The 14,835-nt window shown below is 49.7% G+C and carries 11 protein-coding genes; 3 read left to right on the top strand and 8 right to left on the bottom strand.

Translation table 11 applies throughout. The features are described from left to right. Positions 1–6: 6 nt before the first annotated feature. The 4 genes from mukB to cmoM are packed head-to-tail and all read right to left on the bottom strand — an operon-like array spanning position 7 to position 7,319. The gene (mukB, locus tag NHN17_RS04305) at positions 7–4,470 is read right to left on the bottom strand and encodes a chromosome partition protein MukB (RefSeq protein WP_255040901.1); all 4,464 of its coding nucleotides are present in this window, start codon (positions 4,468–4,470) and stop codon (positions 7–9) included. Next, a complete protein-coding gene (mukE, locus tag NHN17_RS04310) occupies positions 4,470–5,198 on the bottom strand; it encodes a chromosome partition protein MukE (RefSeq protein ID WP_255040902.1) in 729 nt (242 codons plus the stop codon). The genes mukB and mukE overlap by 1 nt, the downstream gene beginning before the upstream one ends. Continuing rightward, positions 5,179–6,501, bottom strand: a complete 1,323-nt coding sequence (gene mukF / locus NHN17_RS04315; RefSeq protein ID WP_255040903.1) for a chromosome partition protein MukF — start codon at positions 6,499–6,501, stop codon at positions 5,179–5,181. The genes mukE and mukF overlap by 20 nt, the downstream gene beginning before the upstream one ends. Then, entirely contained in the window at positions 6,498–7,319 is an 822-nt protein-coding gene (gene cmoM, locus NHN17_RS04320; RefSeq protein WP_255040904.1) for a tRNA uridine 5-oxyacetic acid(34) methyltransferase CmoM, read from the bottom strand. The genes mukF and cmoM overlap by 4 nt, the downstream gene beginning before the upstream one ends. A 120-nt stretch (positions 7,320–7,439) precedes the next feature. Between cmoM and elyC the strand changes: the two genes are divergently transcribed. The 3 genes from elyC to NHN17_RS04335 all read left to right on the top strand — a co-directional run bounded on the left by elyC (position 7,440) and on the right by NHN17_RS04335 (position 11,035). Next, a complete protein-coding gene (elyC, locus tag NHN17_RS04325) occupies positions 7,440–8,231 on the top strand; it encodes an envelope biogenesis factor ElyC (protein WP_255040905.1) in 792 nt (263 codons plus the stop codon). 335 nt (positions 8,232–8,566) lie between these two features. Beyond that, positions 8,567–9,955 (top strand): L-cystine transporter, encoded by a 1,389-nt coding sequence (locus NHN17_RS04330; protein ID WP_255040906.1) that lies wholly within the window; start codon positions 8,567–8,569, stop codon positions 9,953–9,955. Positions 9,956–10,159: 204 nt separating this feature from the next. Beyond that, positions 10,160–11,035 (top strand): DMT family transporter, encoded by an 876-nt coding sequence (locus NHN17_RS04335; protein WP_255040907.1) that lies wholly within the window; start codon positions 10,160–10,162, stop codon positions 11,033–11,035. A 57-nt stretch (positions 11,036–11,092) separates the two neighbouring features. Here NHN17_RS04335 and kdsB read toward each other — a convergent pair whose 3' ends face one another. The 4 genes from kdsB to msbA are packed head-to-tail and all read right to left on the bottom strand — an operon-like array spanning position 11,093 to position 14,772. Then, positions 11,093–11,839 carry a 3-deoxy-manno-octulosonate cytidylyltransferase gene (kdsB, locus tag NHN17_RS04340; protein ID WP_255040908.1) on the bottom strand — a complete coding sequence of 249 codons (747 nt, stop codon included), beginning with the start codon at positions 11,837–11,839 and terminating at the stop codon, positions 11,093–11,095. Continuing rightward, the gene (locus tag NHN17_RS04345; RefSeq protein ID WP_107348429.1) at positions 11,839–12,018 is read right to left on the bottom strand and encodes a Trm112 family protein; all 180 of its coding nucleotides are present in this window, start codon (positions 12,016–12,018) and stop codon (positions 11,839–11,841) included. The genes kdsB and NHN17_RS04345 overlap by 1 nt, the downstream gene beginning before the upstream one ends. Further along, positions 11,999–13,015, bottom strand: coding sequence for a tetraacyldisaccharide 4'-kinase (gene lpxK, locus NHN17_RS04350; RefSeq protein ID WP_255040909.1), 1,017 nt, complete (start codon positions 13,013–13,015; stop codon positions 11,999–12,001). The genes NHN17_RS04345 and lpxK overlap by 20 nt, the downstream gene beginning before the upstream one ends. Further along, positions 13,015–14,772 carry a lipid A ABC transporter ATP-binding protein/permease MsbA gene (gene msbA, locus NHN17_RS04355; protein WP_255040910.1) on the bottom strand — a complete coding sequence of 586 codons (1,758 nt, stop codon included), beginning with the start codon at positions 14,770–14,772 and terminating at the stop codon, positions 13,015–13,017. Before msbA ends, lpxK begins: the two co-directional genes overlap by 1 nt. Between the last annotated feature and the right edge of the window lie 63 nt (positions 14,773–14,835).

Below are 14,835 nucleotides of genomic sequence, written 5' to 3' on the forward strand. Positions count from 1 at the left end.
TCGCGGTTACACCGGATCTAACTCCAGCATGGTTTGGATATTAGCGGGAGATTTCGACTCCTGACCAAAGCCACGTAGACCGACCACATGAACGTGCTCGCGATCTTTGAAGATCTTACGCACCAATTTGTAGGTGGTTCCTTTCTCTGGGCTGATATTCTCCGGTGCAGCGATCAATAACTGCATATCCAGGCGATCACACAGTTCGAACAGAGTCGCAATCGACTTGCCATCCAGTCGTGCGGCCTCATCGAGGAACAGCAAGCGACATGGAATGATATCTTTACCACGCAAGCGACGAGACTCTTCTTCCCAGCTTTGTACAACCATCAGCAAGATGGCCTGACCAGTACCAATAGCTTCACCAGTTGACAACGCACCCGACTCAGCCTGTAGCCAGCCATCCGTGCCACGGTTAACTTCAATGCTCAGCTCAAGGTAATTACGGTAATCCAGTAGTTCTTCACCCATGATCTGGGGTGAGCGCTGGCCGACATCAATATGCGGATTCAGGCGCTGGAACAACTTGGCAATCGCTTCAGAGAATGACAAGCGGTGATTGCCGAACAAGTCTTGGTGCTGGTCCTGCTGATCAGCCAGGCCTTCCAATAGCTGCTCGTGAGTATCGCGTACCTTCACGTTCAGGCGCACACCCTTGACCTGACCAAAGCCGATGTTCTGCAGGCCTTGGTTCAGCATACGGATACGGTTCTGCTCGCGCTGGATGGTCTTGCGAATAATGTTTGCTACGGAGTCTGAGCTAAGTGCCAGACGTTGTTCACGGGCCGTTAGTTCTTCACTCAGACGCGCCAGCTCAACTTCCATTTCTTCAATCGCTTCAACCGGATCGTCGGTGCGAATGATGTCGTGACGGATACGCTCGCGCAGATGCTGGTATACGGCAATGTAAAACAGTACCTTTCGCTCTGGACGAGAGACATCTTCCGATGCTCGCAGCGCATCGCGTAGGTTTTCGTTATCAGCCACCGCCAAACGAAGCGCACCCAGAGATTTATCCGATAGTGAACGCAGTTCGTCAGCCGACATATAAGCCATTTCACGACGGTGCAGTCGACGTTCAACATCGCTTTCACGAGCCAAACGCAATACGGCACACCAGCCCGCTTTTGCAGTCACTACCAGTTTACGGATCTCTTGGTATTCTTTGCCTACTTTACGCAGGCGCTTCACCAATCCTTTCATCTCCAGCTCAACAGACGTAATGCCTTTTTCCAGCTGACTACGACGGGTACGAGAAGTATGCAGACGCTCGTTCAGTTCATCTCGGCGAAGGCGTGCACGCTCTTCGGCTTCAACATCGGCACGAACACCTAGCTCCTGAAGCTCGCGCTCAAATTCCTGCACTGTTTCCAGTTTTGCCTGATGAGAACTCTTCAGCGAAGCCATTAGCTGGTTATACTGGTTAGCCTGCGAGCGAGCCTGCTTCAGGGCGTCACGGCAACGGTTACGCTCACGCTCAGCCGATGCCAGTTTGGCTTTCAGTTGCTCGTTAAGCTCGGAGCTCTTATTGAGCATATCGATTGAATCGGCGTACCCAAAGTGGTGACGTCGTTCAGCCAAATCAGCCACAGCGAAGATCTTGGCTTTTAACGCTTGCAGCTGCTTGTCAGCGTCATCATAGCTGATCTGCAATGCGCCAAACTGCTGCGGGTCTGCATCCAGGGCGGTCACCAAGGATTCCAGCTCGGCAATTGCTTTACCGTGACGGTCTAGGTAGTGGCGGGCCTCATCAAGCTGTGACAGCTGCTGCTGCACTTCATCAAAGCGAGCCTGCAAAGTATCATCTTCCAGCAGGCTAACCAGTGGGTTGATTTTCCCCAACAGGCCCAACGCTTCACGGGCAGCCGATAGCTGGCTGCGTTGCTGCTGCTCCTGTGCTTGCGAATCGGTCAGCTGGCGGCTTACCTGGTTACGCTTGTCACGCGCAACTTTCAGGCCGGCTTCCGGATCATCATCAAACGCCACGCCCATATGGGTTGCCACAAAGCTGTTGAAGCTCTGGTACAAGCGTTGCAGTTTCTGTGAATCGAATGCAACCTTGGCATGGTCTTCCACCAACTGTTCACGCTCTTCACGCAAGTGCTCAAGGCGCTGCTCACGTGCGGCACGGCCAAATAGCGGTACTTTCGGGAAGCGAGAATAACGTAGCTGGCGATCGTTAAGGTGAACACATACCGCCCCTTCCATCTCGTCGACATCAAAACCGCTGTCGTCGAAAGAGTCTGCATCCCCCTCAATGATGTACAGGTCGTCCGGGCAGTCATCCAGCGCAACCAATTTTTCTTTGATACCTTTGAGATCCGGCACCACGATAGCGTGACGCGAAGGACCATACATGGCACTGAAATAGGGAGCATCGGCCAAGGTAATATCGTCGTAGATTTCCGACAGCAGGCTGCCGCCCAAGGTATCTGCCAGTGCACGCAAACGGGAATCATCACTACCACCCGGCTGTGCTAGGCGCTCGATATCCAGTTCGATTTGTTGTTTTCGTACTGCCAGCTTATCGCGAGTCGCAGAGGCTGCGCGCTCTTTGTCCAGCGTCAGCTGCATGGCATCCATCACCGCCTGACTATCGTACAGCTCGCGCTCCGATTGCTCAGACAATTTTTCCAATGCATCGGATGCGGCGATCCACGCCGGGGCTGCGGCTTCTAGCGTCGAAATCTGGCTGGTTAGCTGCTGCTCTTGACGACGCAGATCATTGCGCTGCTCGACCAAGGTCTCCTGCTGTTGCTCAAGCTCTTCCAGTGTTGCTTCATGGCGGGCCTGCTCTTCAGCCAGCGCGAGTTCACCGTCAAGCTGGACAGCAAAACGTTTGGTATAGGTTTCTGCAAGCTCAAGAGCCTGACGTTGATTGCGCACTGAGCGCTCAAGGTCACGGTACTGGGCTTTTAGCTGATCACTACGCTCGGTGATTGCACCTAACTGGCGGGCTTTGGCTATCAGTTCACGGGCTTTGCTACCGGCTTGTGAACGCTCGATGCTACCGGCAATAGTGGTAACAATCTGTAAGCCTTTATCGAACTGTTTTGCTGCAGCCGACGACATATCCAACTTGTGCTTAAGCGCAAGCAATGCTGTAGTCTGTGTCTCTTGATCCTGCTTTAGCTGAGCAAGATAAGGCACTGCCTGATCGGCCAGCATCTGGTGCTCGCCAGTAATATCACGGGCTTTTTCCAGCGCCTGTACCGCCTGCTGGTATTGCAGGGCACGGGTTTGCTGCATATCCAGCGCCTGCTGGTAGTCAGCAAGCTGGGTTTTCAGGCTGTCGACTTCTTCTTCAGTCAGCAGGGACTGCTCTTCAGCCATGGCAAGCTGTTCAGCGGCTTCTTCAACCACCATCACTTGCTCTTCCAAGCGCTCGGTCAGCTCTTCGAGATCTTCACGGTAGCGTTCGATCTTTTCCTGCTGCCGCACGGCGGTTTGTACCAGCTGCAAGTGATCAGATGCCGCTTGGTGATCCTGCTCCAGCGCACCTTCACGCTCAGTCAGCTCATCCAGCTCTGCAGTCATGTTAGTCAGCGACGTTTGCTGATCATCCAAGTTTTTACGAGAGCCCATCAGCTCGCCACGCAGACCCAGTGTTTTCTCGAGCTTCTGGCGACGTTCGTTGGCATGGCGCATGTAATCCGCCGCCACGTAGTGAGTCGCTTCGGTGATCAGGTGTTTGAACAGATCACGGTCACTCTGGGTAAGCTTGATTGCTTCCAGTGTCATGCGGTTTTCGCGCAATGCGGCTTCCATGTCCTGGAAGGCTTTTTTGACACCGCTGTTGTGTGGCAACAAGTAGTCACGCAGCGAACGGGTAATGGCACTGGATATACCGCCGTAAAGCGAGGCTTCAATCAGGCGGTAGAACTTCGAGCGGTCGGTGCTGTTACGCAATTTCTTCGGCAACACACCAAATTCAAACATTTGAACGTGATAATCAGTGACCGAGTTGAAGGCTTTGAATACAACGCCTTCATACTCGCTAGTCACCAACTCTTTCACTTCGTTGATTTGACGCACACGGGCCTGGTTGTCTGACAACGTCTCAACCAATACTTCCGTTGGTTTAACATGCGATGGCAAGCCCTGGATGATAAACGGCTTGATATCCACCTTTTTATCACGACCAGCAACTTGCTGCAGTTTTACCGCAAAAATAATACGTTGGTTCTTCGAGTTCACCACATCCAGTGCCGAGTAACAGGTACCCGGTTTCAACTTACCGTGCAGGCCCTTGTCGCGTGAAGCATTCGAGCTCCCCGCTTCGGTAGTATTACGGAAATGAAGCAGGCTCTGATCCGGAATAAGGGAGGTAATAAATGCCGCCATGGTCGTCGACTTACCGGCACCGTTACCGCCAGATAGCGTGGTAACCAAGTTGTCGATATCAAAGGTTCGGGCAAAGAAGCCATTCCAGTTGACCATGGTCAACGATTGATACTTACCGCGTTCCATTAGGCTTCATCCTCCAAATCGGCTTTGTCTAACTCTTTATCGGATGCTTCGTCAGCATCAAGCAAGCTCGATTGGCTTGGCTCCTGCTGATGAACAACCAGCGCTTCACCATCACGAATCAAGCGGATTTGCGCTTCGCGAACATCATCACCGACACGGACATCAGCACCGAAACGGAACACCGCTTCGCTGATCCGGAATTTACCGTTTTCACCGATAGGGATAAGCATACCAAGGCGACGTAGACGACGCAGAGAGGTCTTGGTCTTGTCGAACAGCTTTTCCCGATCAAGATCAGAGCCTGTCGCACGGTGAGTCACCAACTTCATTAGCTTCTTCTCATCGGCTAACTGGATCAGTTCGTCAAATAACTCTTGGTTGCTGAAAATACCTTCGTGCGCTAAACGCTCTGGGCTGAGATAAAGGAAACACAGTACCTTGCCCACCAGCATGTCCAACTCTGTCAGTACCGAGCGGCTGATCAATGATGTCGAGCGCGGGCGCAGGTAGAAGAACCCTTCCGGCGCACGCACCAATTCGGCATTATAGCGCTTGTAAAACATGACCAACTCCTGCTCGAACTCAATCAGCAGGGCGTGGTTATCCAAATCTTCGCTGGAGATATGACGACCCGAGCGAAGGGCATTATCCAGTGCCGGGAAAAGCGGGTTGGCAATCGCCTTGGCCAGCTTTTCAGGCATAAATTCTTCAATATTTGTCAATGACATTTGCTTGTACCTTGGCTCCATAGTCATTAATAGCTTCCCAATCAGGCTGAATGGCATTGAAATCCGACTCGGAGTAACCCAGTCTTACCGCCTGATCTATCACCAAACGCGCCATATCGAAATGCTGGGCGTATGGGTGCTGAGCCAAATAATCTTTAAGAAGCAAACTCAAGTTAATTGCAGCGCCGGTTTCTTTATGGGCCTGCAACATCGCGGCAATTTGTTCAGCTAGTTGGTCGTTAACCAGATCCAGCTCCTCAAATTCCATTTCTTCCGGTACGATCCCGGTCACTTCGTCATCACGCAGAACCAGTGCCTCATCACGCATATCGAGCAAACGCTCGGCATCGGCATAAGTCAGTACCCATGGCGCATCGAAGTAATCTTTCACCGATTGGCGCAAGCGCTGGCTGAAGGCACGGTTCTTGTCCATGTCGATAGCCGTACGAATAAACTTATGAACATGACGATCATAACCAATCCACAAATCAATCGCCTGCTGACCCCAGTTAATGATGCGGTCCAGCTTGGCCTGCAAGTTGAATACCATTGCATCGACAAACTCCAGGTCCGAGTTACCCTGAATTTCTTCTTGGATAATCAACAATTGGGTTTGTAACTGGTCACCCGCGGCCTGCAAGGTGTCTTGCAGTTCACGCAGGGTACTTGAGGTTTCGTTCAGCAGCACTTCACAGCTACTGATCGCCGCTCGCCAATCTTGGTTCAGCAGCTCGGCAATATCTTGCTTAACTTGTTGCTGCTGCTCGTCCATGGTGCGTTGGTTGAGATCAATCCGGTCAAAGATCTCAGCGACTGAGTACTTCAGTACCGCATGGACATTCTGCCGCCAATGTCGTTCATCGCCTCCTTCCTGTGCTGCAGTGGCTGCCTTGTTAATTTCATCGGCAACCATGGCAAGCTGAATGGAAAGTTTCAGCGTTGAATACTCGCGGTGGCGAGCATAGTAATCGGTGATCCCAAGGGCCAGCGGGCTCAAACGGTAAATACTTGCACCGTCGTTTACCTCACTGGTAAATCGGGAAATCAGGCGTTGGCGAACCAACTCATTTATGGCGTTGTTGGCACGGAAGGCCACGGTTTCCGGTGTCTGCTCGAACAAGTCGCTCACAATGCGAAATGCATCGATCAGTTCACCTTCCCCTAATTCTTCATCAAAACGATCACCGCTCAACACAGCAATCGCCAACAGGAACGCCAGCCGCTCGGTTGGCAGGTTAAGCTCGAATTTATGCTGCTTAACCCAACTGACCAACTCGGGAACGGTCTGGGTTACTTCACTCATCCGTTGTCCTTATTGCTTTTGTATTTCTCAGCCTCTGGGCCCGCTAACGGCTTTTGGGCGTAAACATGAATATATCGGCCCAGAGACAAATAAGGTTCCTGGCGGCAAAGTTTTTGCTCCATCGCCAGCACCTGTTCAAAACTGTAATCCCCGACCATTGTTGTCTGCATATAGTCGTGGAAAGTACGTACACCGGTCTTACCCAGGATGTTAAAACCAGCCTCTTCAAGCCAGCTATATACTTCATCGGGTTTGATCCCTTGCAAAGGTTGTAGCTTGAAGCGCTTTCTATGCGGCATCCCTTCTTCGATATGGGTCAGGTTGCCACAAATCAGATTCTTAAACAGCAGGCCGTTATAGTTGTAGAACATAATAGAAATAATACCGCCCGGCCTTACCTGCTCCAAAAGATATTCCAGCGCAGCCTGTGGATCGGCCAGCCATTCCATCACAGCATGAAACAGAACCAGATCCACCTTACTATCTAAGTGTTCACCAATCTCCTGTACCGGACTGTGAACTAAACGATACTGATTAAGCAAGCCGTTTTTAGCAATATCTTGCTCCGCTAGCTTCAGCATTTCGCTAGAAAGATCACACAAAGTAACGTGATGCCCTAGCTCTGCCACTTTTTGCGACAGCTGGCCAACACCCCCACCTGCATCTAGCAGATGCAATGGTTTATCGCTCTTCAATAGGGCTAAAATTTGCTCAAGATCTTCCCAAACTACCGTTTGGCGGATCTGGCCTTTGCCAGTTCCGTAAATATTTTTTGCAAATTTTTGCGCTAAGTCGTCAAAATTTCGATCTTCGATCACGTCAGCTTTACGTTATGATAGCGGTTCTAAAAATGTGGCTTATTTTCTCACAAGCGATAAAGGAATAAAGGCTTGTGGTGCTTTTTCGAGCTCAACTGCTGATTTTTCGGACGACATTGCATGTTTGAACTAAAAAAAATTGTCTCTGCTTTACTCATGCCCCTACCAGCCATGCTTATACTCGGCTTGTTTGGGCTGTTACTACTCTGGTTTACCCGCCGCAAGGGGCTGGCAACCTTTTTCATTAGCTTTGCTTTCTTGGGGATCTTTCTCGTCTCCTTCCAGCCGATAGCAACTAGCTTACTGCGCCCGTTGGAAAAAGCCTACCCACCTTATGTGCCGTCTGGCCAGTCGGTGGGCTATGTCATGGTGCTGGGGAGTGGGCATGTAATTGATCACGCAATGCCAATCACCTCGCAACTCTCACGCACGGCTTTAATGCGTTTAAATGAAGGCGTGCGGATTCACCGTTTGTTCCCGGGGTCAAAGCTGATTCTGTCCGGTTATGGCGGCGGCACCGATATCAGCCAAGCACGCATGATGGCGAAGGTCGCTTTGGCACTTGGGGTCAATAAAAATGATATCTTGCTGCTAGAGACTGCAAAGGATACTTGGGAGGAAGCCTTCCAGGCAGCTTCTGTTGTCGGCGATGACAAATTAGTCGTTGTTACATCAGCCAGCCATATGACAAGAGCAATGGAAGAGTTTTTCCGTGTTGGGTTAACCCCAACAGCGGCCCCGACCAACTTCCTTGCCAGTAACAAAATCGAGCAACCCTGGGAGCGCTACCGCCCTCAGGCGAAATACTTAGAGCAAACTGAACGCTACTGGCATGAAACACTCGGCCGTTGGTGGCAGCAAATACGTACCCTGAGCGGTGAAGGAAGCGACCAACACACTGTTGCTCAATAGCCTTCCCTACTCCGCAGGCCCACCTTACCAGCGGTGCTAAAACTCGTACCCAAGTAACGCCAAGTTACTTGGGTATCACGTGTTTCTCCCCCCTATAGCAACGACCAAGCTTTCTCATTTCTTAATGCAAGAGCAGTTTTTCGCATAAAACAGCTATTTTGTTTATCTTTTGAACTTTATTCCTTTTGGTTTTATTAAATGCCAATTACTCATATCAAAATCAACCAAAACCGGTTCAGCTTCTGCGACTCACATCATACTATTGCTGCCAATTAGTGATTGATGACTTAGCAAAACGGAATTGCGAGTTAATAACAACGGTAGGATTAGATTCGATGTTCCAGATACTCAACTTGGCGGTCTTCGCCATTATTATTGCCCTGTTAGTTAAACAACAGAAAACAGAACAAACACTGTCAAAGCGTGTCTTTACCGCACTGGGTCTTGGTGTGCTTTTCGGTGGCGCATTGCAGCTTACCTATGGTGGCGGCAGCAAAGTCATCACAGAGACGCTGGAATACGTCAACATTGTTGGTGCGGGCTACGTCAGCCTGTTGAAGATGATCATCATGCCGTTGATCACCGTGTCTATCATTGGCGCCATCATCAAGGTTAAAGATTCTGGCTCGCTAGGTAAAATATCCGGGCTGAGTATCGGTATTCTTCTCGCGACCACAGCCGCTTCCGCGCTGATAGGTATTCTGGTTAGCAGTATGTTCGGTCTGAGTGCTGAAGGTATCGTTCAGGGCGCGCGCGAGATTGCCCGTGGTGAAATGCTGGAAACCCGTCTGACCTCAGTGGAAGCAATGTCTTTCGCTGACATGATTATCTCTTTTTTCCCAGCCAACCCATTTGCTGATCTCGCAGGCAGTCGTCCAACCTCGACCATTGCCGTGGTAATTTTCTCAGCCTTTATCGGTGTCGCTGGTCTGACGGTGATCCGCACTCAGCCTGAGCTTGGTGCCAGCTTCGAGAAGTTCATCAATGTTGCCCAAGAAGTCGTACGTACCTTGGTTCGCATGGTACTAAGCCTAACACCATATGGTGTATTGGCACTGATGACCAAAGTTGTTGCGGGATCAAACTACGACGATATCTTGAGCCTGATTAACTTTGTGGTCGCCTCTTACGTGGGTCTTGCCCTGATTCTGGTCATGCACATGGTACTAGTGGCTTTCGTTGGTATGAATCCAATCCGTTACCTGAAGAAGATCCTACCGGTGTTAACTTTCGCGTTCACCTCGCGCTCAAGTGCCGGTACCATTCCTCTTAACGTTGAGACGCAGGTGAAGAAGCTGGGTAATGGCGATGCGGTATCAAACTTCTCAGCCTCTTTCGGCGCAACCATGGGTCAAAACGGCTGTGCCGGTCTGTACCCTGCTATGCTAGCAGTGATGATTGCACCAACGGTAGGTATTAACCCGTTGGACCCAGGCTTCATGCTGACCTTGATTGCCATTGTTACCATTAGCTCATTTGGTATTGCTGGTGTGGGTGGTGGTGCAACTTTTGCAGCGCTGATTGTACTGTCAGCACTTGATATGCCTGTTGCCCTTGCTGGTCTGCTTATCTCTATTGAGCCATTGATTGATATGGGCCGTACTGCTGTTAATGTAAGCGGTGCGATGACTGCCGGCACGATTACTTCTCGAGTGTTAGGCCAAGCTGACGATACCGTATTCGAATCTGACGAAGATATCGAAGAGAAAACAGCAACAGCTTAAAGCCAGACGCGAGACAAAAAATATCAGCCACCCTCATTATTGAAGGGTGGCTTTTTTATTAAAAATCAATCAGTAAACTTTTACCTGACGTGATAAGTAAAAATACTCAGTGAATTTTCATTGGTGATCGGTAGAATACGCCCACTTGCCATACAATATGGCATAAATAATCTATCACTTAACCAATTCTGCCACTGAGTCTCAATGCGTAATCCAGTTAACCAAGCGATCGTCCTTCTCATTGCCGCCAACTTGCTGGCGTCCTTCTCGGATGTTTCCCTGAAAATCCTCAACGGTGAAGTGCCCACTTTTCAGTATGTTTTCATCCGCCAGCTACTTAGCGTTATCATGCTACTACCACTTTGGCTTGCACTGCCGAAGGCCAAACGCCAGCAAGGCTGCTGCAAGATTGCTTTTTGGCGAGCCCAACTCATTCTGATGGGCAGCGCCTGTGCTATGGTCGCCATCACTTTCTTGCCCCTAGCAACCGCCAATGCGATGTTCTATGTCGGCCCTCTACTGATGTTACCGTTATCAGTGTTTTTACTTAAGGAAACGCCACCCAGGGCGAAAGTCATTGCGACATGTATTGGTTTTGCCGGTGTGTTGGTTGTTCTGCGTCCCGAGCACTTTCACTGGGCTGCTATCGTAGGCCTAGGAAGTGCACTGGCCATGGGGCTGGGAAATATCTTGATCCGTAAATTACCGGAAGATCAGCATTTGGTATCGACCTTGTTCTGGACCGGGGTAATGACCTTACCGTTATCGCTAGCACTTGCTGTCCCGCAATGGGCGGCCATTGAGTGGCGTCATGTCGGCTGGATAATGGCGATAAACCTGTTTGTCTTGGGTTATCACGCCTTGGTGGTGATTGGCTATAAAAAGGCTGCAGCAGGGCAAATTGCTTTGGCTGAATATTCAGGTCTAGTGTTCGTTACCGCCTTTGGCGTGATGTGGTTTGATGAAATCCCAGATCTACTTACGGTAATGGGGATCTTGTTGATTGTGGTACCTATGATGCCGGTGAAATGGCAACGCTTATTTAACCGAAAAACCAATGAAGCCGTCATTGACTCATAAATGAGTCTCAAAAAAAAGCGGAAGAGCCAAGGCTCTCCCGCTTTTTTTGCTTGAACATTAACCAACCAATTGGCGCACTTTTTCCAAATCTTCCGGTGTATCAACGCCAGCAGGGGGCGCATCAATAGCAACCTCGACATGGATTTTCTCGCCATACCAAAGCACACGGAGTTGCTCCAGCGCTTCGATTCTCTCCAGCGTACTCGGCTCCCAATTGATGTAAGTATTGATAAAGCCTGCACGGTAGGCATAGATACCAATATGACGCATCAGATCCTGGTGAACTTCCTGCGGACGCTTGGCGAAGTTATCGCGGTCCCAAGGGATAGAAGCCCGACTGAAATACAGCGCATAACCATCTTTGTCTGTAACCACTTTAACCGCGTTAGGGTTGAACACTTCATCAGCATGGTCGATTTCAACCGCCAGCGTTGCCATCGGTGCATTGCTACCAGCAAGATTGGTCGCCACCTGACGGATAATGCTTTCCGGGATCAGCGGTTCGTCGCCCTGTACGTTAACCACAATATGATCATCGGCCAATTGGTATTTGGCAACCACTTCAGCGAGACGCTCAGTGCCTGATTCATGGTCATCGCGAGTCATACAAACTTCACCACCAAACGCCTTCACCGCATCGACAATACGCTGATCGTCAGTTGCAACAATGACTTGCTCGGCACCCGCTTTGCTGGCCTGCTCATAAACCCATTGAATCATTGGTTTACCAGCAATATCAGCCAACGGTTTGCCTGGTAGGCGTGATGATTGGTAACGAGCAGGTATAATCACCGTAAAAGACATTACTTCACCTCTTCCGAGCTCAGAGTACGTGCCTCTGGCTCAAGCAATACAGGGATACCATCTTTAATAGCATAAGCTAGACGATCAAACTTGCAGATCAGCTCATTTTTGTCTTTATCGAAGTTCAATTTCCCCTTACAAACTGGGCACGCAACGATTTCAAGCAGACGATGATCCATACTCTTCCTTTACCTTAATAATCCGGTTAATCAAGCTATCAGCCTGCTCGGCGGGCATCTCGGCATCAACCGGTAAATACCACCAATTAGACTGAGCGAAAGTGTGGCATTTCACCGCATCTTTCTCTGTCATGACGAGGTGCTGGCCTAGCTCGGACAGCTGTTGTAATTCTTGCTCGGCAAATGCCTGATGATCTGCAAAAGGCTGGCACTTTACCGGTGTGATGCCGAGCTGCTCTAGTGTATTAAAAAATCGGGGCGGATGGCCAATCCCCGCCATGGCGACGACATCACCTTGCAGTTTGGTCACGCCTAAGCGCTCACCGGTCTTAAGATTAACCAAATCGGACGGGACCAGTTGCATTGGGATTTCATTCTCTTCGGCATTGCCGCCGTTACAAATAAGAAAATCAACCTCTTGCAAGCGATCACAGCCTTCACGCAGTGGCCCCAGCGGGATCAACTGTTGATTGCCAAATCGGCGCTGACCGTCAATCACCACAATTTCGATATCCCTTGCCAGTGCATAGTGCTGCAAGCCATCGTCGGTAATGATCACATCAACATCCGGCTCAATCAGTTGTACTGCCTCAGCGCGCTTGGGCGATACGGCGACAGGCACACCAGTACGGCGAAATATCAGCACTGGCTCATCACCAACTTCAGCCGTGGTGCTCTGGCTATCAACCCGATACGGGTAATGCGGTGCTTTAGCACCATAACCTCGGGAGACCACACCGGGATTGAGTCCCGCCGCCTTGAGCTGTTCAACCAGCCAAATCACAACAGGCGTCTTACCATTTCCTCCTGCTGTGATATTACCTACCACCACAACCGGAACAGAAGAGCGGTATACCGCTTTCCGACCAGTTTGATATTGTAACCGACGACGCTGACTCACTGCGCCAAACAGTTTACTCAATGGCCACAGAAACGGCTTTAACACCGTTCCCGCCGGATGCCCTTCAAACCAAATTTGTTCAATAACCGAAGCCATTATTCACCAAACTGGATACGGTGTAGCTGGGCATAAGCGCCGTTTTGCGCCAAAAGTTCAGCATGTACACCACGCTCTACGATTTCACCATCGTCAACCACCAAGATTTGGTCAGCTTTTTCAATGGTCGACAAGCGATGGGCAATAACCAATACCGTCCGGTCTTTCTGCAGTTCATCCAGTGCAGACTGAATCGCACGCTCTGATTCGGTATCCAGTGCTGAGGTTGCCTCATCAAGGATAAGAATCGGTGCATTACGCAGCAAGGCACGGGCAATTGCGATACGTTGACGCTGACCGCCAGACAGGCTCACACCGTTCTCGCCAATCATGGTATCCAAGCCATTCTCCATGCCGTTGATGAAGTCCATCGCATAGGCGAGTTCGGCTGCTTTTTCGATATCCGCTCGACTGTAAGTATCACCACTTGCATAAGCAATATTGTTGGCGACGGTATCGTTAAACAGATGAACGTTCTGCGACACAACAGCAACCTGATCACGCAGATTGGACAGCTTGTAGTCACAAATATCGTGGTTATCGATGATAATACTGCCCGAGTCAATGTCGTAGAAACGGGTGAGCAAGTTGGCAATAGTACTTTTACCTGAGCCTGAACGCCCCACCAAAGCAAGCGTCTGCCCAGCAGGCAAATCAAAGCTCACATTTCTCAGTGCTGGAGTATCTTTGGTCGGGTAAGTGAAAGTAACATCTTTAATATGGATATCACCGTTCACTCGCTTGACTTCGTGTTGGCCGTTATCTTTTTCTGATTCCAGCTCCATAATGCCAAATAAGGTTTGGCAGGCTGCCATACCACGCTGAAAATGAGAAGTCACATTGGTAAGAGACTTAAGCGGAGCCATCAAGCCAAACATGGAGCCAAAAACCAAGGCAAAGGTTCCCGGTGTCAACGATTGTCGCAATGAATCAGTATTGGCTAGAATCAGAACCACAACCAGTGCCAATGAAGCAATCACCTGAATAACAGGGTTAGCTATGGCTTGTGCCGAAACCAACTTCATGCTTTGTTGACGCATGCGGTTACTCACCTGTTCAAAGCGCTCCTTCTCTACTTGCTGGCCGCCGTAGCTCAACACCACTTTGTGGCCTTTCAACATTTGCTCTGCGGAGGATGTCACCGAGCCCATCGCATCTTGCATATTTTTGGAAATACGACGGAACCGCTTTGATACAACCCGAACACAAATAGCCACAACAGGAGCAATCACCAGCAAAATAGCTGACAGCTGCCAACTGTTGTAAAACATAATTACCATCAAGGCGATTATTTTTGCACCTTCACGTACCAGATTCACAAGAGCATGGCTCGTTGCAGACGCTACCTGCTCAGAATCATAGGTAATTCTAGAAAGAAGCTTGCCCGTGGACTCTTTATCAAAAAAGCTAACTGGCATTTTCATAAAGTGGTTGAACATTTGCCTACGCATACTCATAACCACATTGCCAGAAACCCAAGAAAGGCAGTAGGTAGAGATAAAGCCACTGATGCCGCGTAAGATAATCAGACCCAGCAAATAAAATGGCATCATTGCCAGAAAATTCGATTCAATACCATCAATCCCGCCAAAACTTTCATCTAGCAGCGGCTTAATCATAGAAATCATTAAGGCATCACTTGAAGCATTAATAATCAAAGCAACAACAGCAACAGAAAGACCAGCTTTATAAAGCCCAACTAAAGGCCAAAGTCGCTTAAACGTCTCCCAAGTGGTTTGATCGTTCGAAGTAGTCATGGAAACCATTTTTTCTTAAAGACAATTTTCCCATTCTACTCGCATAAATGCCGGAGACCAAAT

This window comes from Photobacterium pectinilyticum (assembly GCF_024357955.1).
GTDB lineage: Bacteria > Pseudomonadota > Gammaproteobacteria > Enterobacterales > Vibrionaceae > Photobacterium > Photobacterium pectinilyticum.